This window comes from Pseudothermotoga sp. (genome assembly GCF_031962025.1).
GTDB lineage: Bacteria > Thermotogota > Thermotogae > Thermotogales > DSM-5069 > Pseudothermotoga_B.
The window spans coordinates 279,150-294,764 of sequence record NZ_JAVRKW010000001.1; the positions used below are offsets into that span (position 1 = coordinate 279,150).

The following is a 15,615-nucleotide window of genomic DNA, read 5'->3' on the forward strand; positions in this document are numbered from 1 at the left end:
CTACTCTTCCTTCCCAGGATCTCTGAACTTGTACCCCTTGCCCCTCACAGTGATTATGTACTTTGGATTGGATGGATCTTCTTCGATTTTTGTCCTGAGTCTTCTGATGTGAACATCAACGGTTCGTGTGTCGCCGTAGTAGTCATAACCCCACAATTTGTCCAGTAGAACATCTCTGCTGAAGACTTTTCCTTCATTTTCAGCCAGAAATCTCAGCAGTTCAAATTCAAGCGGCGTGAGGCTGACTTTTTGTCCAAACACTCTAACTTCGTATCTTTCAACATCGATTTCTAATCCCTTTGCAATTATCTTCTTTGGTCTTTCCTCTCTTTCCTGAACGCTGAGTTGAATTCTCCTGAAAACAGCTTTGATTCTTGCTATCATTTCTCTGATGCTGAAGGGTTTTGTGATGTAGTCATCAGCACCAAGCTCCAGACCAAGGACCTTATCGAATTCCTCACCTTTTGCACTGAGAAATACTACGGGTGTGTTCTTGTACTTCTCGGTGCTTCTCAGTTGTCTGACGAGCTCAAACCCATCCATCCCAGGTAGCATGATGTCGACAATGAACATGTCCACCGGTTCATTCGTTGCAACTTTGAGTGCTTCCTCGGCTTCGTAGGCTTTCAAGACGTCGTAGCCTTCGCGAGCCAAATTGTAGCTTACCAGTTCAATGATTGATGGATCATCATCCACGACAAGAATTTTCTTTTTCGCCATATCTACACCCTCTTCGGGTACACCTCCTTTTTGGAAAATCAGTTTTGAAATCCACACCGTGTTAACATTATAACAGAAACTCTGAGAATTGTAACATGGATTCTTGGTCATATCAATTTTTTCAGATATCACATGCTATAATGAGGTATCGGAGGTATTTGAATGAAAAAAGCCTTCACCCTCTTAGAAATGCTAATCGTCCTTGCCATTTTTTCAAGCTTTCTTGTCATACTCACACTTGTTCTCAATAATTACCTGGTCAAATCACAGAAAAACATTGCTCTGCTTGATTCACTCAGAAGATTGACCGAGACAGCCGATAGGGTCAACGAATACCTGATAAAAGCTTCAGGACCATCTAATTCTGTGAAGATAGAATCAGCTACAAAAGTCACTTTTGATATAATCATTTCTGGACAAAAAATAAACGCTGCGATAGAAATAGTAGATGATACCAAATTCAACTACCGCGAGAATGATCAGGTTCAAACGGTTCCAGTTGAAAATGTGACTATAAGATTTTCAAAATCAAACCAGTCAACCGAGATCGATCTTCCACTGAAACTCACTGTGAGTGCTCCAAATCCATTTGATACAAATTCGATCCTGAGTCTGGAATTTAATGTTTATCCACCCGGTGTGAGGTGAGCGTATGACGGCAAAAAATGGATATATAATAGTGATCAGTATACTGCTTGTTGCCGTATGCGCAATAATTTCAGTTGCAATTTTTACACAAATAGAAGCTACTATCAGAAAAGTTTCACTTACCGTACAGAGACTGCAAGAAAAATCAGACGCAATAAAGGTCATAGCAACTGCTGGTGCTTACCTGAGAAGCAAATACAGCGTAGCCAATGGATTTTATCTTGCAGATCACCTGACAGTCCCGTCTGATTTTGGAGAAGTAAAAAATGTAATCATCAACAGCTCTGGACCGGTTGAAAAAACTGTATGGCAAGATTTTTTCACCGGTGGTTCTATAAGTGATGTGCAATTTTCAACACTCAAAAATCTTTTACAACTTGCAAGCGGAAGTGACTCACCTTTAAAAAAAGCTTTGATCGACAGTAAGGCAAAAAAACTGATACAGGCAGACCTTTCAAAGATACGCGTTTATGCCTTCTCGCAGTCTAATGACCGATCCTGGCTTGTTTTATTATGCACAAATATTGGTACTTCATGGGCATGGGCGCTTGTTGGTCCTGAAGGTTTCTTCAATTACGCTGTTTTTCTGCCCAATGGCATACCATCGATGACGTATTATGGCGACGGTGAAGTTATAGATGGTCCGAGCTGGTTTGGAGTAGATGACAGAGGCACTGGTGGTTTGGGAATAGGAGGTTCCATTGGACCGAGATTCTATGGAAAGTCTTTTTACAGAATCCTTCGTGATTATTTGATCGGACCAGCAAAACAAAGTGATGTTTTCCTTGGTGGTCGAGTGACTCTCAGCGATAACGATGTAGCTGCTTTCAAGTCAGCTTATCAGGGAAAAGTGTACTGGGAGGCACAGCTTTCGAGTTTTGAAAAAGTGGACATCGTTGATCTTGCAAAGGGAAATGCCAATATCCCACAGAACCCTGCAGGACTTATCTTAACCTATTCCAAACTTCCTAATACGAATAAGGATGATTTGATAATCAATTCATCGATATCAAAAATGAATGGAAATGATGTACAGATAATAGAATTCTCTGGACCAGATGGGTATTTCAAGAAAGACGGTAGATCGTATCAGGTTGAACTCATCATTCCATTCCCTGGTCCACCAAATGTACCGATCAGTGTTGTTGCCACCGAAACTGAATCTGGAAAGAGATACACTTCATCCCTGCCATCTTTCAATGGTTTTTTGGGTCTTTTGTGCGAAACAACCAATTCTTCCATCGGAATAGGTAAAAAAGACAGTTGGAACAAGAATATCTTCATGGGAGACTGGACGATACTTGTGATGGGAAACAAAGGCAGACAGGAGGAACAAACTCCATGGGACACAGTTAAAATCTACACAGACATAGAATACTACAGCGCCAGAGATGACTCGACGATGATTGTTGAGTATCAGGGGAAAAGCTACGAAGTTTTCATGAACCCATTCTTTGCCGATAAAACTCCTATCCCCAACAACAGGGATGTTAAGGGCAGACTCAAACTTGTGGATGGGAGCCAGACGCTCGAACTGATTGATGGGAAAACCTTTTGGGATGCATGGTACAAAAAGCTCGCACAGGTTGGAAGCAAAGATCACATAAATTTGATAACAACCGGCGATATAATTGTACCATGGCACGATGGTTACAAGACTGGCTCTGGCATCAGGAATCTTCGTATGGACATGAGCATCTTCACCATGTATTGGGACAGAAATAAAAAACCAGGTCAAGGTAATCAGGTGCTGGTTCCAACCTTTAAGGTTGACTACAGCAAATTTCAGGGTTTAAGCTACAGAGTTGTCTTCGGTTCAATTGCGTCAGAAGCCGTTACTGCAACATGGAGCGGTAGCAAAGGTTTGAAGGAATTCAACATCTTTGATAATCGGCTTTATTCAGCAAAAAGAGGTTTTTCTCCAATGACCGGTGCTATCTTGCTTGAAGGGTTGCGACTCAGATGAGAGGATATTCTCTAATTGAGTTGATCATTGGTATAACTATCATTTCCGTGGCTTTACTTGTTTTGATTCTATCGGCAGATCAGGTCATAAGAAGCTTCTCAAAATCGAACGAAATTCTCGCAAATACAGCGACATTTTTCAACCAGACGACTTCGAACTTTGCAGGACAGGTTTCCAGCACTTTTGTGAACACTCTTGACAAAGTTCTCAATTATCAGCTTGCTGGTGCCTATGCGTTTTTCGATTCAATTGAAGTGAGATCAGTTTTTCAAGGTTATGTCTACGCGCTGAAAGACCCAAGATTCTAAATCTGCCCGACTTCTTTGAGAAAACTCAGTAAAAATCCGCGAGCCAGAGCTGAAAACCTTGAGATGATATTCACTGTAGTTTGCTTTAATGGCTGAAGTTCATCTTTACGAGCAGCGTAATCAGAGATCGTCAGTACACGCTCATTGAGAAGATCTCCATAGACCGCTTTCAGTTGTCTGTCGACATTATCTATATTACTCAAGCCAAGCCAGCGAACTTTTTGTATCAGCTGGCGCAGATATCTGCTGTTTTCAGGCTGGGCTTTTTTTATGGCATCTACAATGTCCTGATCGTATTCATACAGCAGATAAGCCAGATATTCATCATAGGAATAGTGTGAATTTGAAAGAAATTGAGCGGTCTGCTTATCGAAAAACGCTCTTAAAGTGTCAAAGAAGGTACCTGGAGTGTTATGGTATGGCATTGATAAATCTTCAAGATAATGAAGTGCCCTTGCTAAAAAACGGTATCCCCAGTATTCATCGCCTTTTTTGAATGCCTGTCGGGACATGTCGACAAAATAATAAAAACTCTGACTGCCTTCGAAAAATTCAAAAATCGCCAAGTTGTACTTCATGTGTCTGACACCCTGGCTATTCCCAATGATGTTCTGTAAAGGTGAAAGCTGTAATCCTTCATCCATACCCAAATCAGGCTCAACTGAATACACCATCATTATCTGCCACACTGGAACCTTTCCATCAACCGGTTTTGGATCAGGAGGAAGATAGCAGGTATCTCTCAAAGTGCAGGATTTGATGAACTCTCCGCAGTAATCATCAAGTCTGAGGTATTCCATGTTGTAAATTCTTTTTTCACTATAATCGTACTTTGTTATTTGAATTAATTTCTCACTGTTTGGAAGAAAATCTTTGACTAAAAGGTAAGTGAGTACTTCATGAGCAGACCAGCCAAAAGTCATTACCCAACACAAACTGATTAACACTGCACAGAAGAATTTTTTCATATCAACACCCCCTTTTCATTTTAGCATAGAAAGTGGCATACACGAGCATAAGAGAGCATACATAAGAAAGAGAGAGAATAAGAACAATAGAGAAGATTTGCCAAAGATTGCCAACCATAGTCAAAGATTACCAGATTTTGCTTGAATGCAGCTCTGATGGTAATATTATACAGGAAAGTAACATAATATTACAGAGGAGGGTTAAAATGACTGGTTCATATTTTATGGAACTCGAGGACAGGTACGGTGCCCACAATTACAAACCTATCCCGGTTGTTATTGAAAAAGGAGAAGGAGTCTGGGTATGGGACGTAGATGGAAACAAATACCTTGACATGCTTTCAGCTTACTCTGCTCTCAACCACGGACATCGCCACCCGAAAATTATCAAGGCGATGACAGATCAGCTAAGCAAGCTAACTCTTACTTCAAGGGCTTTTTACAACAACTTGCTTGGTCGGTTCGAAGAAAGACTCGCCACCTTTGCAGGTTACGATAAGGTACTTTTCATGAACACAGGGGCTGAGGCTGTTGAAAGCGCTTTGAAAATAGCACGTAAATGGGCTTACTACAAACACGGCATACCAATGAATAATGGAGATATCATAACTGTTGAAGGGAACTTCCACGGAAGAACTATAACCATAATTTCTTTTTCAACAGAGCACCAGTACCGGGATGGTTTTGGACCATATACCCCTGGTTTCAAAATAGCTCCATTTGGTGACGCAAAATCACTTGAGGCTTTGATCGACGAGCGTACCATAGGAATACTGATAGAACCCATTCAAGGAGAAGGTGGTGTGCGAGTACCCAAGGAAGGTTATCTGAGAGAACTCAGGGAAATTTCCAGAAAACACAAAGTACTTTTGATGTTTGACGAAATTCAAACAGGGCTTGGCAGAACGGGAAAGATCTTTGCCTGGCAATGGGAAGATGTTAAGCCAGACATTCTGATACTTGGTAAAGCTCTTGGTGGAGGCGTATATCCTGTTTCTGCTGTTCTGACAAGTGATGATATAATGAGTGTTCTAAAGCCAGGAGATCACGGATCAACATTTGGTGGCAATCCACTCGCAGCGGCAGTCGGGATTGCTTCGATAGACGTTCTGGAAGAAGAAAAACTGGATGTCAGAGCAAAAGAACTTGGCGATTATTTCATAAAACAACTCAGGTCAATTGAGAGTGAATACATAAAAGAAGTCCGTGGAAAAGGTCTTCTAATAGGTGTTGAGATCAAAGAAGAATATGGTACAGCCAGACCTTTCTGTGAGAAACTCGCAAAGCTTGGAATATTGTGTAAAGAAACGCATGAACAGGTTATCAGGTTTGCTCCCCCACTTGTAATAAAGAAAGAAGAAATAGACTGGGCACTGGAGAGAATTTCAAAAGTTCTCACAGAACCAATTTCTACCAAAAATGTCTCAAGGAAAACTGTTTGAGGATTTTCATTAAAACTGTGGGCAGTTCCTGCTGCCCACAGTTTTTGGTACTACCTTTGAAACACAATCAGATTTAGTACAATGGATATACAAAAATGAAGTTACCCACGACTGAAGTCGCGGGCTTCCTGCTTCATCGACCGGCTTGCTACTGGTAGATGGAGATTATCCAGCCCAGCAGTAGAGGTCCAGTCTCCACAGGCATTGCCATTACCGGCTCGGAGCCCACCACCCCTACTCTGTACATTTATAGCTATGCCTAAATGTGATAACCCTTCTTTTAGTAAGTTTTTGGCTGCATTCTCATCTCTATCGTGTACCATACCACAAATTGGACATTGCCATACCCTTATCTTCAGGTCTTTCACCTGCCTGTTTTTGTACCCGCAATTGCTACAAATCTGCGACGATGGAAAACTCGATGAAACTTTCACAAATGTCCTGCCATACCAATTAGATTTGTACTCAAGCATCTCTACAAACTTTGACCATGATACATCCAATATGTTCTTTGCAAAATTATGATTCCTGACAAGGTTCTTTGTCTTCAGGTCTTCACAGATTATCACTTGGTTTTCGTTAACAATCTGTGAAGACAATTTATGTAGATAATCTTTTCTAATATTTGCTACCTTTTCGTAAAGCTTTGCAAGTTTTATTCTTGTCTTCTCAAAGTTCTTGCTACCTTCCTTCTTCCTTGAAAGCTCTTTCTGAAGTTTCTTTATTCTTTTTTCATACTTTGCAAGTATCTTGGGGTTTTCTATATGTCTGCTATTGCTGTCTACCAAGAACTCTTTAACCCCAAGATCAAAAGCAATAGCAAAATTTGTAGGTGTTTTTGGCATATTATGATTGTCAACCGCATCCTTTTCTACTGCTATTGACACATAAAAGTGTCCACTTGGTAGCATTTTTACTGTTGCTGTTTTGATTTTGCCTTCAAAAACTCTGTGGATTCTTGCTTTTACCCAGCCAAGTTTGGGTAGTTTTACTCTCCCCCAGCAACGTTTTTTATTAGGGTCTGTCGTTAGCTTACCAAAATCTACTTCTATGTTGCCATTTGTATAGCTTGTTGTGTATGAAAAATATTTGCTTTTCTTTCTCTTAAACTTTGGGTATTTTGCCTGCTTGTTAAAAAATTTCTCGAATGCCTCTACAAGTCTTTTGATTTGATTCTCAAGCGCAAACTTGTCTGGTTCTTTCAACCATGGATACTCTTTTTTGAGATGTTTTTGCAGGTGTTCTATCCACTCATAAACATTAGGTGATGCCTTCTGGGTTTTATAAATCTCATTCTGGCGTGCTAAAAAATAATTCCATACAAATCTGACACAACCAAAAGTCTTCTTTAACTTTATCTCTTGCTCATCTGTGGGGTATATTCTATACCTGTATGTGACTATCATGTACCTTACTTCCCCTTCTGAGAATTGATATACTCTCTTATTTGTTCCTCGTACAATATTTTATGTCTGTACTTTACACATCAAACTATGTGATACTGAAGTGAATATACGTATCCTCTTCCATGATGAACAGTTGCCATTTTATCTCATTTCCTCTGTATATATTTATAACATATGCAGATGAGGTAAACAACTATTTACTGTTATTCTCTCTGTGATTACTTTTACATAATGACGCCTTTACTCATGTCTGAAGACAGGAATAAAAGCGTTTTTCCATCAAATTTTTTGCAGTGAATTGGATTAAACCTTAGATTGAGATTGTATTGAGCAAAAAATTAACTGCTGTTAGTGATCAAATTTTGCCCAAATGTACTTTCTGTTTTTCATTGATGAACAGATTTATGGTACAGAAAACAGGCAACAGAATGATCTTTTTTGATCTCTATCAAAGCAGGACGTGCATCTTTGCATTCAGTCATTCTGAACTGACAGCGGTCGAAAAAAGGACACCCGGCTGGCAAATTGATCAGTGATGGGATTTCACTTACATCTATTGTCAACTTCATTTTCTTTTCCGGATCCGGTATGGGTATGGAGTTGAACAACAGCTGTGTGTAAGGATGGAGCATATTACTGACTACTGAATCTGTTTTTCCCATTTCAACTATCTGCCCAAGATACATGACTGCTATCCTGTCACTTAGAAATTTGATCACAGACAGATCGTGAGATATGAACATGTAAGTGAGATTCAACTCTTCTTTCAGTTTTTTGAGCAGGTTCATTATCTGAGCCTGGACAGAAACATCAAGTGCCGAGGTTGGTTCATCAAGTACGATGAATTTTGGCTTTGTTATTATGGCGCGGGCAATTGCTATCCTCTGCCTCTGCCCACCGGAAAACTCATGCGGAAATCTACCAACATGCTCGGATTTCAAGCCCACACTCTCCAGCGTATTCATGATTAAAGATCTCTCCTGGGCTTTCGGGAGTTTCTGGTGAATTCTTATCGGTCGCGCGAGTATGTCATAGACGGTCATGCGTGGGTTCAGTGAGGAAAATGGATCCTGAAAAACTATCTGCATGTTACGTCGAAATTGGCGGAATTCTTTTTCAGGTAGATCTGTTATGTTGATTCCATTGAAGATTATTTCACCACCATCTGGTTTCTGTAACCTTATCACAGTTCTACCGAGTGTTGTTTTACCGCATCCAGATTCACCAACAACACCAAGCGTTTCACCTTCATTCAAATCAAATGAAACCTCATTCAGAGGCTTGATTAAAAAGTGTTTGCCAAAAAATCCTTTTTTTACTGAAAAGGTCTTTACCAGTTTTCTAACCTTCAGGATTTCCAATTTTGGTCACCACCGCTGTACGGATTAAAGCAGGCAACTTTGTGATTTGAACCTGTAAGCTCTGGAACCTTGTTATCACACAGACCCTTTACGAACCTCTCACAGCGAGGGTGAAAACGACAGCCGCCTGGAGGATCTATCAGGTTCGGGACACTACCTTCGATCACTTTGAGCTGGCTTACCTTGCTATCAACAGGTGGTATAGCACTCAGAAGCCCTCTTGTATATGGATGCAAAGGTCTTTGAAATATCTCTTTAACTTCGGCAAATTCGATAATATATCCGGCATACATGACCGCTACCTTATCGCAAATCTGTGCCACAACACCGAAATTATGGGTGATGATCAGGACACTCAGTCCAAGTTCCTGATTCATTTTTCTCAACAGGCTCAAAATCTGAGCTTGGATGGTAACATCCAGTGCAGTAGTTGCCTCATCTGCAATCAACAACTTTGGATTGCATACCAATGCCATTGCGATCATTACTCTCTGTCTCATTCCACCAGATAACTGATGTGGATATTTGCTTAAAAGAGATTCAGGATCCTGCATTCTCACCAGTTTAAATGTCTCTATGGCTTTTGAGATAGCCTCCTGCTTGCTGACATTTGTATGAGTCATGATCACATCGCAAATTTGTTCACCAATGGTAAATGTTGGGTTGAGCGAAGTCATCGGCTCCTGAAAGATCATTGATATCTTCTTGCCACGGATTTGAGTCATTTCCTGCTCTGATAATTTGTTAATCTCCTGACCATCGAACCAGATCTTCCCACCAAGATATCTCGCTGGCGGTGTAGGTATTAACTTCAATATGCTCATAGCTGTGATTGATTTTCCACTGCCTGTTTCTCCAACGATACCGACGATTTCACCTTTGTTGACCGTTAAGTTGACATCCTCTATGGCTTTTACGGTGCCTTCTTCGGTGTCGAAGTATAACCGAAGGTTCTCTATTTTCAGTAACTCTCCCATCTTTTGTGTCACCTGTCCTTCAATCTTGGATTCAAAGCGTCGTTAAGTCCATCTCCAAACAAATTAAATCCCATCACCGTCAAGAACAGTGCAATACCCGGGAAAATACCCAGATGAGGTGCTATTTCCAGATAAACCCTTGCCATCGCGAGATCTGTTCCCCATTCCGCTTCTGGTGGTTTGACTCCTAATCCAAGGAAACTCAATCCAGATATTGTCAATATAGCTGTTGCCATTCTAAGGGTAGCCTGTACAATTATCGGTGCCAACGCGTTTGGCACGACATATCTGATCAATATTGACATATTTGATTCTCCTATAGCTTTGGCTGCTTCTATGTATTCGTTATTCTTGACCGTTAAAACAGAGGCTCTCATAACTCTTGCAAACTGGGGAAATGAATAGACAGCGATAGCTATGATCAGATTAGATTTGCCAGGTCCCAATGCCGCGACGATGGCTATGGCAAGGAGTATGTCCGGGAATGCCATCAATATGTCTAAGAATCTCATTAAAACCTCATCGATGACTCCACCAAAATACCCGGCGAGCGTTCCTGCTATTGCACCCATGAAGATTGCAATTATCACGGACAAAAAAGAAATAGATACAGATGTTCTTGCACCGTAGATTAACCTACTCAACACATCTCTTCCGAAGATATCGGTGCCAAATGGATGACGTAAAGATGGTCCCTCAAGACTCGAGAGCAGATCCTGCTTGTACGGATCGTATGGTGCTATTAAAGGTGCCGCAAGAGCAATGATTATAATTGCAAATACAATGAACATACCAATCAACGCACCCTTGTTTTTGCTTATTCGCTTGAATGTAATCGCCAGTGAACTTTTTCTTGGCATATTCAACCCCGCCTCAATCTCGGATCAACCAGTGCATATAGAATATCGACAAACAAGTTTACTAAGACGAAGGACATAGCTATTACCATTATTCCAACCTGAACGGCTATATAGTCGCGATTGAAAATGGAATCCACAACATACCTGCCAAGCCCGGGCCAGCCGAATACACTCTCGGTCAGCACGGCACCACCGAGAAGATAACCAAACTGCAACCCGATAACCGTTATTATTGGAATAAGGGCATTTCTCAAAACGTACTTGTACACAATTTTTCTTCTTGCCAGGCCGAACGCCTTGGCTGTTCTCACATAATCCTGGTTGAGAACCTCAAGCATACTGGCACGTGTCATTCTTGCTATTATGGCTGATGTTGCAAGACCAAGTGTTATAGCAGGAAGAATTATGTGTTCGATTCCTCCTTTACCGCCAGATGGCAGCCAGCCAAGAGTAACAGAAAAAGTGATTATCAATAAGATGCCCAACCAAAAAATGGGCATAGAGACACCAATTAGAGAGAAGAACATGGCAAAACTATCGATCCACGTATTTCTCCGCACTGCGGAAACAATACCAAGCGAGATGCCTATTATTGAAGAGATAATTATACTTACTAAAGCAAGCTGAACAGTATTGAGAAATCTCGGTGAGATTTCCTTCAAAATCGGTCTTTCAGTTTTTATAGATCTCAAATCATTTGTCAAAATTCCCTGCATAAATCTGAAGTATTGTTCAATCAAGGGTTTATTCAAACCGTATTTGTTACGTATCGCTTCGATGTCTTCTTTTGTTGCGCCTTCTCCAGCTATGATCCGGGCTGGATCACCAGGTATCATGTGCATTATCGAAAAAGATATTATTGAAACTCCAATTATTACTGGTATCAGAAGTAGTAATCTTCGCGTGATGAACTTGATCACCTGTAACACCCCACAGACACTGGGGTGTGCTGACACACCCCATAAAATTCACTGATCAACCCAAGTATACATCATGTCAAAACGTTCGGTGGGGTAGATCTTCAGATCTTTGATTTCTTTACGCATAACTGTGGCGATTTTCATTTCATATAGAAATATCGCAGGAGCGTCCTGAACAATTGTTTTTTGCGCCTGAGCATAATATTCCATCAATTTCTTTTCATCGAGTTCGGTACCGATTTTGTCTATGAGTTCATCGACTTTTGGATTGCTGTAGAAAAAATTGTTGTATTTTGCAGTGCCTTGAGGATTACCCACCTGATTCGACGAATGGAAAAGCGGGAACAGCACCCAATGACCTTCAGCGGTACCGGGAGCCCAGCCAAGCAAGAACATCTGATAATCCCAATCTTCTGGTTTGTTGGAGAGTATTTTTGCCACATAGGTACCCCATTCCATAGGTTTAACATCAAGAGTTATACCTATTTCTTTGAACATTCCCTGCAGTGCTACAGCAGTCTCATAGTCGTTCAAGTATCTTCCTTTCGGAGTAATGAGTTCTAGTTTTAAGCCGTTATAACCGGCTTCTTTCAACAGTTGCCTGGCTTTCTGAGGATCATAGGGATACAGACCTGTAGAAACATAGCCGTAAGTGATGCTCGATAAAGGTGAATCAGATGGTCGAGCCATATCTCTCATGATGACCTTGCAGAGTTTTTCTCTGTCAATAGCGTAATTGAGCGCCTGTCTGACCCTTACATCATTCAAAGGAGATATGCGACTGTTAATGCCTATGTAGATCACTCTCACAGTTGGTATGGTTTTCACAATTAATCTCGAATCCTGTTCCAGAGACGGGATTAATGCCGGAGGAGGGTTGTACATAACATCTGCATCAGCTGCTCTAACCTGGGTGACACGAGAAACATCTTCAGAAACAACGGAAAAGGTTATTCTATCCAGGTACGGTAATCCTTCTCGCCAATAATTTGGATTTCTTACCAACTCGATTCTTTCTCCTACTTTCCATTCTTTGAAAACAAATGGTCCGGTTCCAACAGGATTTCTTCCAAAAACAGCCGGATCGTTACCATACTTTTCAATAGCTTTTGGTGAAAGAATCCAGGCTGCAGAAGAAGTTGCCAATCGATATAGTATTGGAGTATAAGGTTGAAAGAGCTTGAATTTAACTGTGTAATCGTCCAGTACCTGAACTTCTTTGATGATACCTTTGAACATACCAACATTTCTCAGAGACGAGTTGAGAACATAATCAAAATGCTTTTTAACTGCGTAGGCGTTGAAATCTTCACCGTCGTGGAATTTGACACCTTTTCTCAGATAAAACACGTAGGCGGTCCCGTTCTCCTGAATTTCCCACCGCTCGGCAAGGCGTGGTATGATCTTTAAGTTTTCATCAACATCGATGAGTCCCTCGAGGATATGACTTGCGATTATGTTGCTTATTGAGTCTGGAATATTTGGTCCGAGCAGGGTTGTTGCGTCAACTCCGATCAAAAACCTGAGTGTTCCACCGTACTTGGCTGAAAAACTAAAAACAGCAAAAAGCAACAAAACGGCTAACACAGCTTTCCTCACCAGTTTCACCTCCTTTGTGCGGTTTATTTGAATGGAATTCTACCATGATCAAGAATTATTGTCAATGAGTTTTAGAGGTTGTATAAATTTGATAAACAAAAATTTGTGTATTAATAAAAGGGATGGATGAAAAGGGATGGTAAAATCTGGTGGGAAGATTAAAATAAAAAATGAGTGTGGCTTATGCCACACTCATTGATCATTTATCGAACCAGGCGTATTTAACAATTACAAACTCTGTTGGCAATATCCAAACATCTTTGAGTTCTTTTCTAAATGCTACGACATTAGCCATGTTATACAAAAATATCCATGGAGCATCCTGAACTATCAACTTTTGCACCTGGGCATAATACTGTGTCAACTTGTTTCTATCAAGTTCAAAACCTATTTTGGTGATCAGATCATCTACTGTGGGGTTACTGTACAGGGCAAAATTGTCTCCTGTGCCGTTTGGTTTGATGTTGTCTGAGTGGAATAGTGGATATAAAACCCAGTGACCTTCACCGGTGGATGGAGCCCATCCAAGCAGGAACAATTCGTAGCTCAAATTGTCAGGGTTATCCAAAAAGTTGAGATATGTAGCCCATTCCATTGGTTTAACATCTACAGTTACTCCAACTTCTTTGAGCATACCCTGAACGGCAATGGCAACTTCGTAATCATTCAGATATCTACCCTTGGGAGTGATCAGTTCCAGTTTTAGATTTTCCTGACCTGCTTCTTTTAGAAGTTGTCTGGCTTTCTGTGGATCATAGGGATAGCCGCCTGTTGGTGCGTAACCAACGGTGTACTTTGAGAGCGGTGAATCAGATGGAATAGCGAGATTCTTCATGATTGCAGAGCAAAGTTTACTCTTGTCGATTGCATAATTCAGTGCCTGTCTAACGCGCACATCGTTGAGCGGAGCCTTTCTGATATTCATACCTATGTAGATTACCCTCAGACTCGGTTCAATTCTGACATTGAGCCTATCGTCTTTTTGCAAGGTTGGTACTAAAGCAGGTGGTGGATTGAACATCACATCAGCATCACCGGCTCTCAACTGGTTCACTCGAGTCACATCCTCAGGTATTATCGTGAAAACGATTCCATCCAGATAAGGCTGACCCTGTCTCCAGTAGTTTGGATTTTTCACTAATTCTATTCTCTCGCCTACTTTCCATTCTTTGAGCATAAATGGACCTGTTCCCACAGCCATCCTGCCCAGTTTACCCGGATCTGAGCCAAACTCATCTATTGCCTTTGGAGAAGCGATGAGTGCACCCTCATGCGCGAGCCTGTAAAGAAATGGTGAAAATGGTTTTTCCAGTATGAAATTCACAGTGTAATCATCTACAACCTCAATTGTCTTGATAATCCCTTTGAACAGACCTGTTCTTCTCAAATTGTTGTTTAATACATAATCATAGTATTTTTTTACTGCCTGAGCGTTGAAATCTGCTCCGTCGTGGAATTTGACACCTTTTCTCAGATAAAAAGTGTAGACTGTTCCATCACTGGAGACTTCCCAGCGTTCTGCAAGTGCCGGCATTAAATTCAGTTTTTCATCAAATTCGACAAGACCCTCAAAGATATGTCTACAAACAGTCCCACTGATGTTGTCAGTCTGGTTTGCAGGTAACAAACTTACAGCATCGGCACCCATGACAAATCTCAATGTCCCGCCGTACTTAGCTGCAAAACTAAAAACGGCAACTGTCGCCAGAAAAAATACCACAAACCTTTTCATACTCATACACCCCCTTGTGAGATCTTAATGAAAATTATAACACTTGAACAGGTGTTAAAGTCAAATTAACTATCAGAAGATCAAACTCAATTGGTGCAAAATATATCTGGAGGTGTTTTAAATGAAAATACCACTGAAAGCTTTGATTTATCTGGCTGTTTTTTCTGTACTCCACTTTGGTTATGAGCTGCTAAAATGGCCTTTACTAATGATATTTTGCGGTACAGATGAATCTGTTTTTGAGCATCTCAAAATGGGATTTTGGGCTTATCTAATCACAGGACTAATTGAATATTTTTTCTGGCGGAATAAGATTCAGCTGAAGAATTTCTGGTATTCACGAATTTTTTCAGCAACACTCGTTCCTTGGTTCATTGTGATCATCTGGTACATGGCTGGACATTTCGAATCAATTGCCATTGAATTGATCTGGGCATTTGCAGTTACTTTCCTTTCAGCGATTATGGGATCTTTTGTCGAAAGAAATATTCAAATGACTTCTTTAACAAAAGAGTTCAAAATGATCATCATTGTGATATTCCTTCTCTCAATAGTGTTTTATACAAGATTTTCGTTTTCAAAACCGTGGATTGATCTTTTTGTCAATCCTGAAAGTATGGGCTAAAAAGACCTTTTGTTCAACTAATTGTTTCACGCAGAATATAGATCATTAAATGGTTCTCGTTTAATATTTTTGTGTGTTTTTAT

Annotated in this window: 14 protein-coding genes; 5 read left to right on the top strand and 9 right to left on the bottom strand. The window is 40.6% G+C overall.

The genetic code is table 11. The features are described from left to right. Window positions 1-720 (bottom strand): response regulator transcription factor, encoded by a 720-nt coding sequence (locus AC4E92_RS01495; RefSeq protein WP_490238806.1) that lies wholly within the window; start codon window positions 718-720, stop codon window positions 1-3. 162 nt (window positions 721-882) lie between these two features. On the opposite strand from AC4E92_RS01495, the gene AC4E92_RS01500 reads away from it, so the two are divergent. Genes AC4E92_RS01500 through AC4E92_RS01510 form a run of 3 tightly spaced genes read left to right on the top strand, consistent with a single transcriptional unit; the run spans window position 883 to window position 3,642 of the window. Next, window positions 883-1,368 carry a type II secretion system protein gene (locus tag AC4E92_RS01500; protein ID WP_490238807.1) on the top strand — a complete coding sequence of 162 codons (486 nt, stop codon included), beginning with the start codon at window positions 883-885 and terminating at the stop codon, window positions 1,366-1,368. Between the two features lie 4 nt (window positions 1,369-1,372). Then, window positions 1,373-3,334 (top strand): hypothetical protein, encoded by a 1,962-nt coding sequence (locus AC4E92_RS01505; RefSeq protein WP_490238808.1) that lies wholly within the window; start codon window positions 1,373-1,375, stop codon window positions 3,332-3,334. Then, on the top strand, window positions 3,331-3,642 hold the full coding sequence (locus AC4E92_RS01510) for a prepilin-type N-terminal cleavage/methylation domain-containing protein (RefSeq protein WP_490238809.1): 312 nt from the start codon (window positions 3,331-3,333) through the stop codon (window positions 3,640-3,642). Before AC4E92_RS01505 ends, AC4E92_RS01510 begins: the two co-directional genes overlap by 4 nt. Here the strand turns inward: AC4E92_RS01510 and AC4E92_RS01515 are convergent. After that, window positions 3,639-4,610, bottom strand: coding sequence for a phospholipase C/P1 nuclease family protein (locus AC4E92_RS01515; protein ID WP_490238810.1), 972 nt, complete (start codon window positions 4,608-4,610; stop codon window positions 3,639-3,641). The two genes, AC4E92_RS01510 and AC4E92_RS01515, sit on opposite strands and share 4 nt — an antisense overlap. A 206-nt stretch (window positions 4,611-4,816) precedes the next feature. On the opposite strand from AC4E92_RS01515, the gene rocD reads away from it, so the two are divergent. Further along, the gene (rocD, locus tag AC4E92_RS01520; RefSeq protein WP_490238811.1) at window positions 4,817-6,052 is read left to right on the top strand and encodes an ornithine--oxo-acid transaminase; all 1,236 of its coding nucleotides are present in this window, start codon (window positions 4,817-4,819) and stop codon (window positions 6,050-6,052) included. Window positions 6,053-6,153: 101 nt separating this feature from the next. On the opposite strand, the gene tnpB is transcribed toward rocD, so the two are convergent. The 7 genes from tnpB to AC4E92_RS01555 all read right to left on the bottom strand — a co-directional run bounded on the left by tnpB (window position 6,154) and on the right by AC4E92_RS01555 (window position 14,907). Further along, on the bottom strand, window positions 6,154-7,458 hold the full coding sequence (gene tnpB / locus AC4E92_RS01525) for an IS200/IS605 family element RNA-guided endonuclease TnpB (protein WP_490238812.1): 1,305 nt from the start codon (window positions 7,456-7,458) through the stop codon (window positions 6,154-6,156). A gap of 386 nt (window positions 7,459-7,844) precedes the next feature. Next, a complete protein-coding gene (locus AC4E92_RS01530; RefSeq protein ID WP_490238813.1) occupies window positions 7,845-8,819 on the bottom strand; it encodes an ABC transporter ATP-binding protein in 975 nt (324 codons plus the stop codon). Next, the gene (locus AC4E92_RS01535) at window positions 8,807-9,796 is read right to left on the bottom strand and encodes an ABC transporter ATP-binding protein (RefSeq protein WP_490238814.1); all 990 of its coding nucleotides are present in this window, start codon (window positions 9,794-9,796) and stop codon (window positions 8,807-8,809) included. Before AC4E92_RS01535 ends, AC4E92_RS01530 begins: the two co-directional genes overlap by 13 nt. Window positions 9,797-9,804: 8 nt before the next feature. Further along, entirely contained in the window at window positions 9,805-10,656 is an 852-nt protein-coding gene (locus AC4E92_RS01540) for an ABC transporter permease (RefSeq protein WP_490238815.1), read from the bottom strand. Window positions 10,657-10,658: 2 nt separating this feature from the next. Further along, entirely contained in the window at window positions 10,659-11,576 is a 918-nt protein-coding gene (locus AC4E92_RS01545; RefSeq protein ID WP_490238816.1) for an ABC transporter permease, read from the bottom strand. Window positions 11,577-11,624: 48 nt separating this feature from the next. After that, window positions 11,625-13,175 carry a glutathione ABC transporter substrate-binding protein gene (locus tag AC4E92_RS01550; protein WP_490238817.1) on the bottom strand — a complete coding sequence of 517 codons (1,551 nt, stop codon included), beginning with the start codon at window positions 13,173-13,175 and terminating at the stop codon, window positions 11,625-11,627. A gap of 199 nt (window positions 13,176-13,374) precedes the next feature. Then, window positions 13,375-14,907, bottom strand: a complete 1,533-nt coding sequence (locus tag AC4E92_RS01555) for a glutathione ABC transporter substrate-binding protein (RefSeq protein ID WP_490238818.1) — start codon at window positions 14,905-14,907, stop codon at window positions 13,375-13,377. 121 nt (window positions 14,908-15,028) lie between these two features. On the opposite strand from AC4E92_RS01555, the gene AC4E92_RS01560 reads away from it, so the two are divergent. Beyond that, window positions 15,029-15,532 (top strand): hypothetical protein, encoded by a 504-nt coding sequence (locus tag AC4E92_RS01560; RefSeq protein WP_490238819.1) that lies wholly within the window; start codon window positions 15,029-15,031, stop codon window positions 15,530-15,532. Window positions 15,533-15,615 lie beyond the last annotated feature (83 nt).

Coding starts and splice junctions, on each gene's coding strand:
- AC4E92_RS01495 (WP_490238806.1), bottom strand. CDS start 720: ATGGCGAAAAAGAAAATTCTTGTCGTGGATGATGATCCATCAATCATT.
- AC4E92_RS01500 (WP_490238807.1), top strand. CDS start 883: ATGAAAAAAGCCTTCACCCTCTTAGAAATGCTAATCGTCCTTGCCATT.
- AC4E92_RS01505 (WP_490238808.1), top strand. CDS start 1,373: ATGACGGCAAAAAATGGATATATAATAGTGATCAGTATACTGCTTGTT.
- AC4E92_RS01510 (WP_490238809.1), top strand. CDS start 3,331: ATGAGAGGATATTCTCTAATTGAGTTGATCATTGGTATAACTATCATT.
- AC4E92_RS01515 (WP_490238810.1), bottom strand. CDS start 4,610: ATGAAAAAATTCTTCTGTGCAGTGTTAATCAGTTTGTGTTGGGTAATG.
- rocD (WP_490238811.1), top strand. CDS start 4,817: ATGACTGGTTCATATTTTATGGAACTCGAGGACAGGTACGGTGCCCAC.
- tnpB (WP_490238812.1), bottom strand. CDS start 7,458: ATGATAGTCACATACAGGTATAGAATATACCCCACAGATGAGCAAGAG.
- AC4E92_RS01535 (WP_490238814.1), bottom strand. CDS start 9,796: ATGGGAGAGTTACTGAAAATAGAGAACCTTCGGTTATACTTCGACACC.
- AC4E92_RS01540 (WP_490238815.1), bottom strand. CDS start 10,656: ATGCCAAGAAAAAGTTCACTGGCGATTACATTCAAGCGAATAAGCAAA.
- AC4E92_RS01555 (WP_490238818.1), bottom strand. CDS start 14,907: ATGAAAAGGTTTGTGGTATTTTTTCTGGCGACAGTTGCCGTTTTTAGT.
- AC4E92_RS01560 (WP_490238819.1), top strand. CDS start 15,029: ATGAAAATACCACTGAAAGCTTTGATTTATCTGGCTGTTTTTTCTGTA.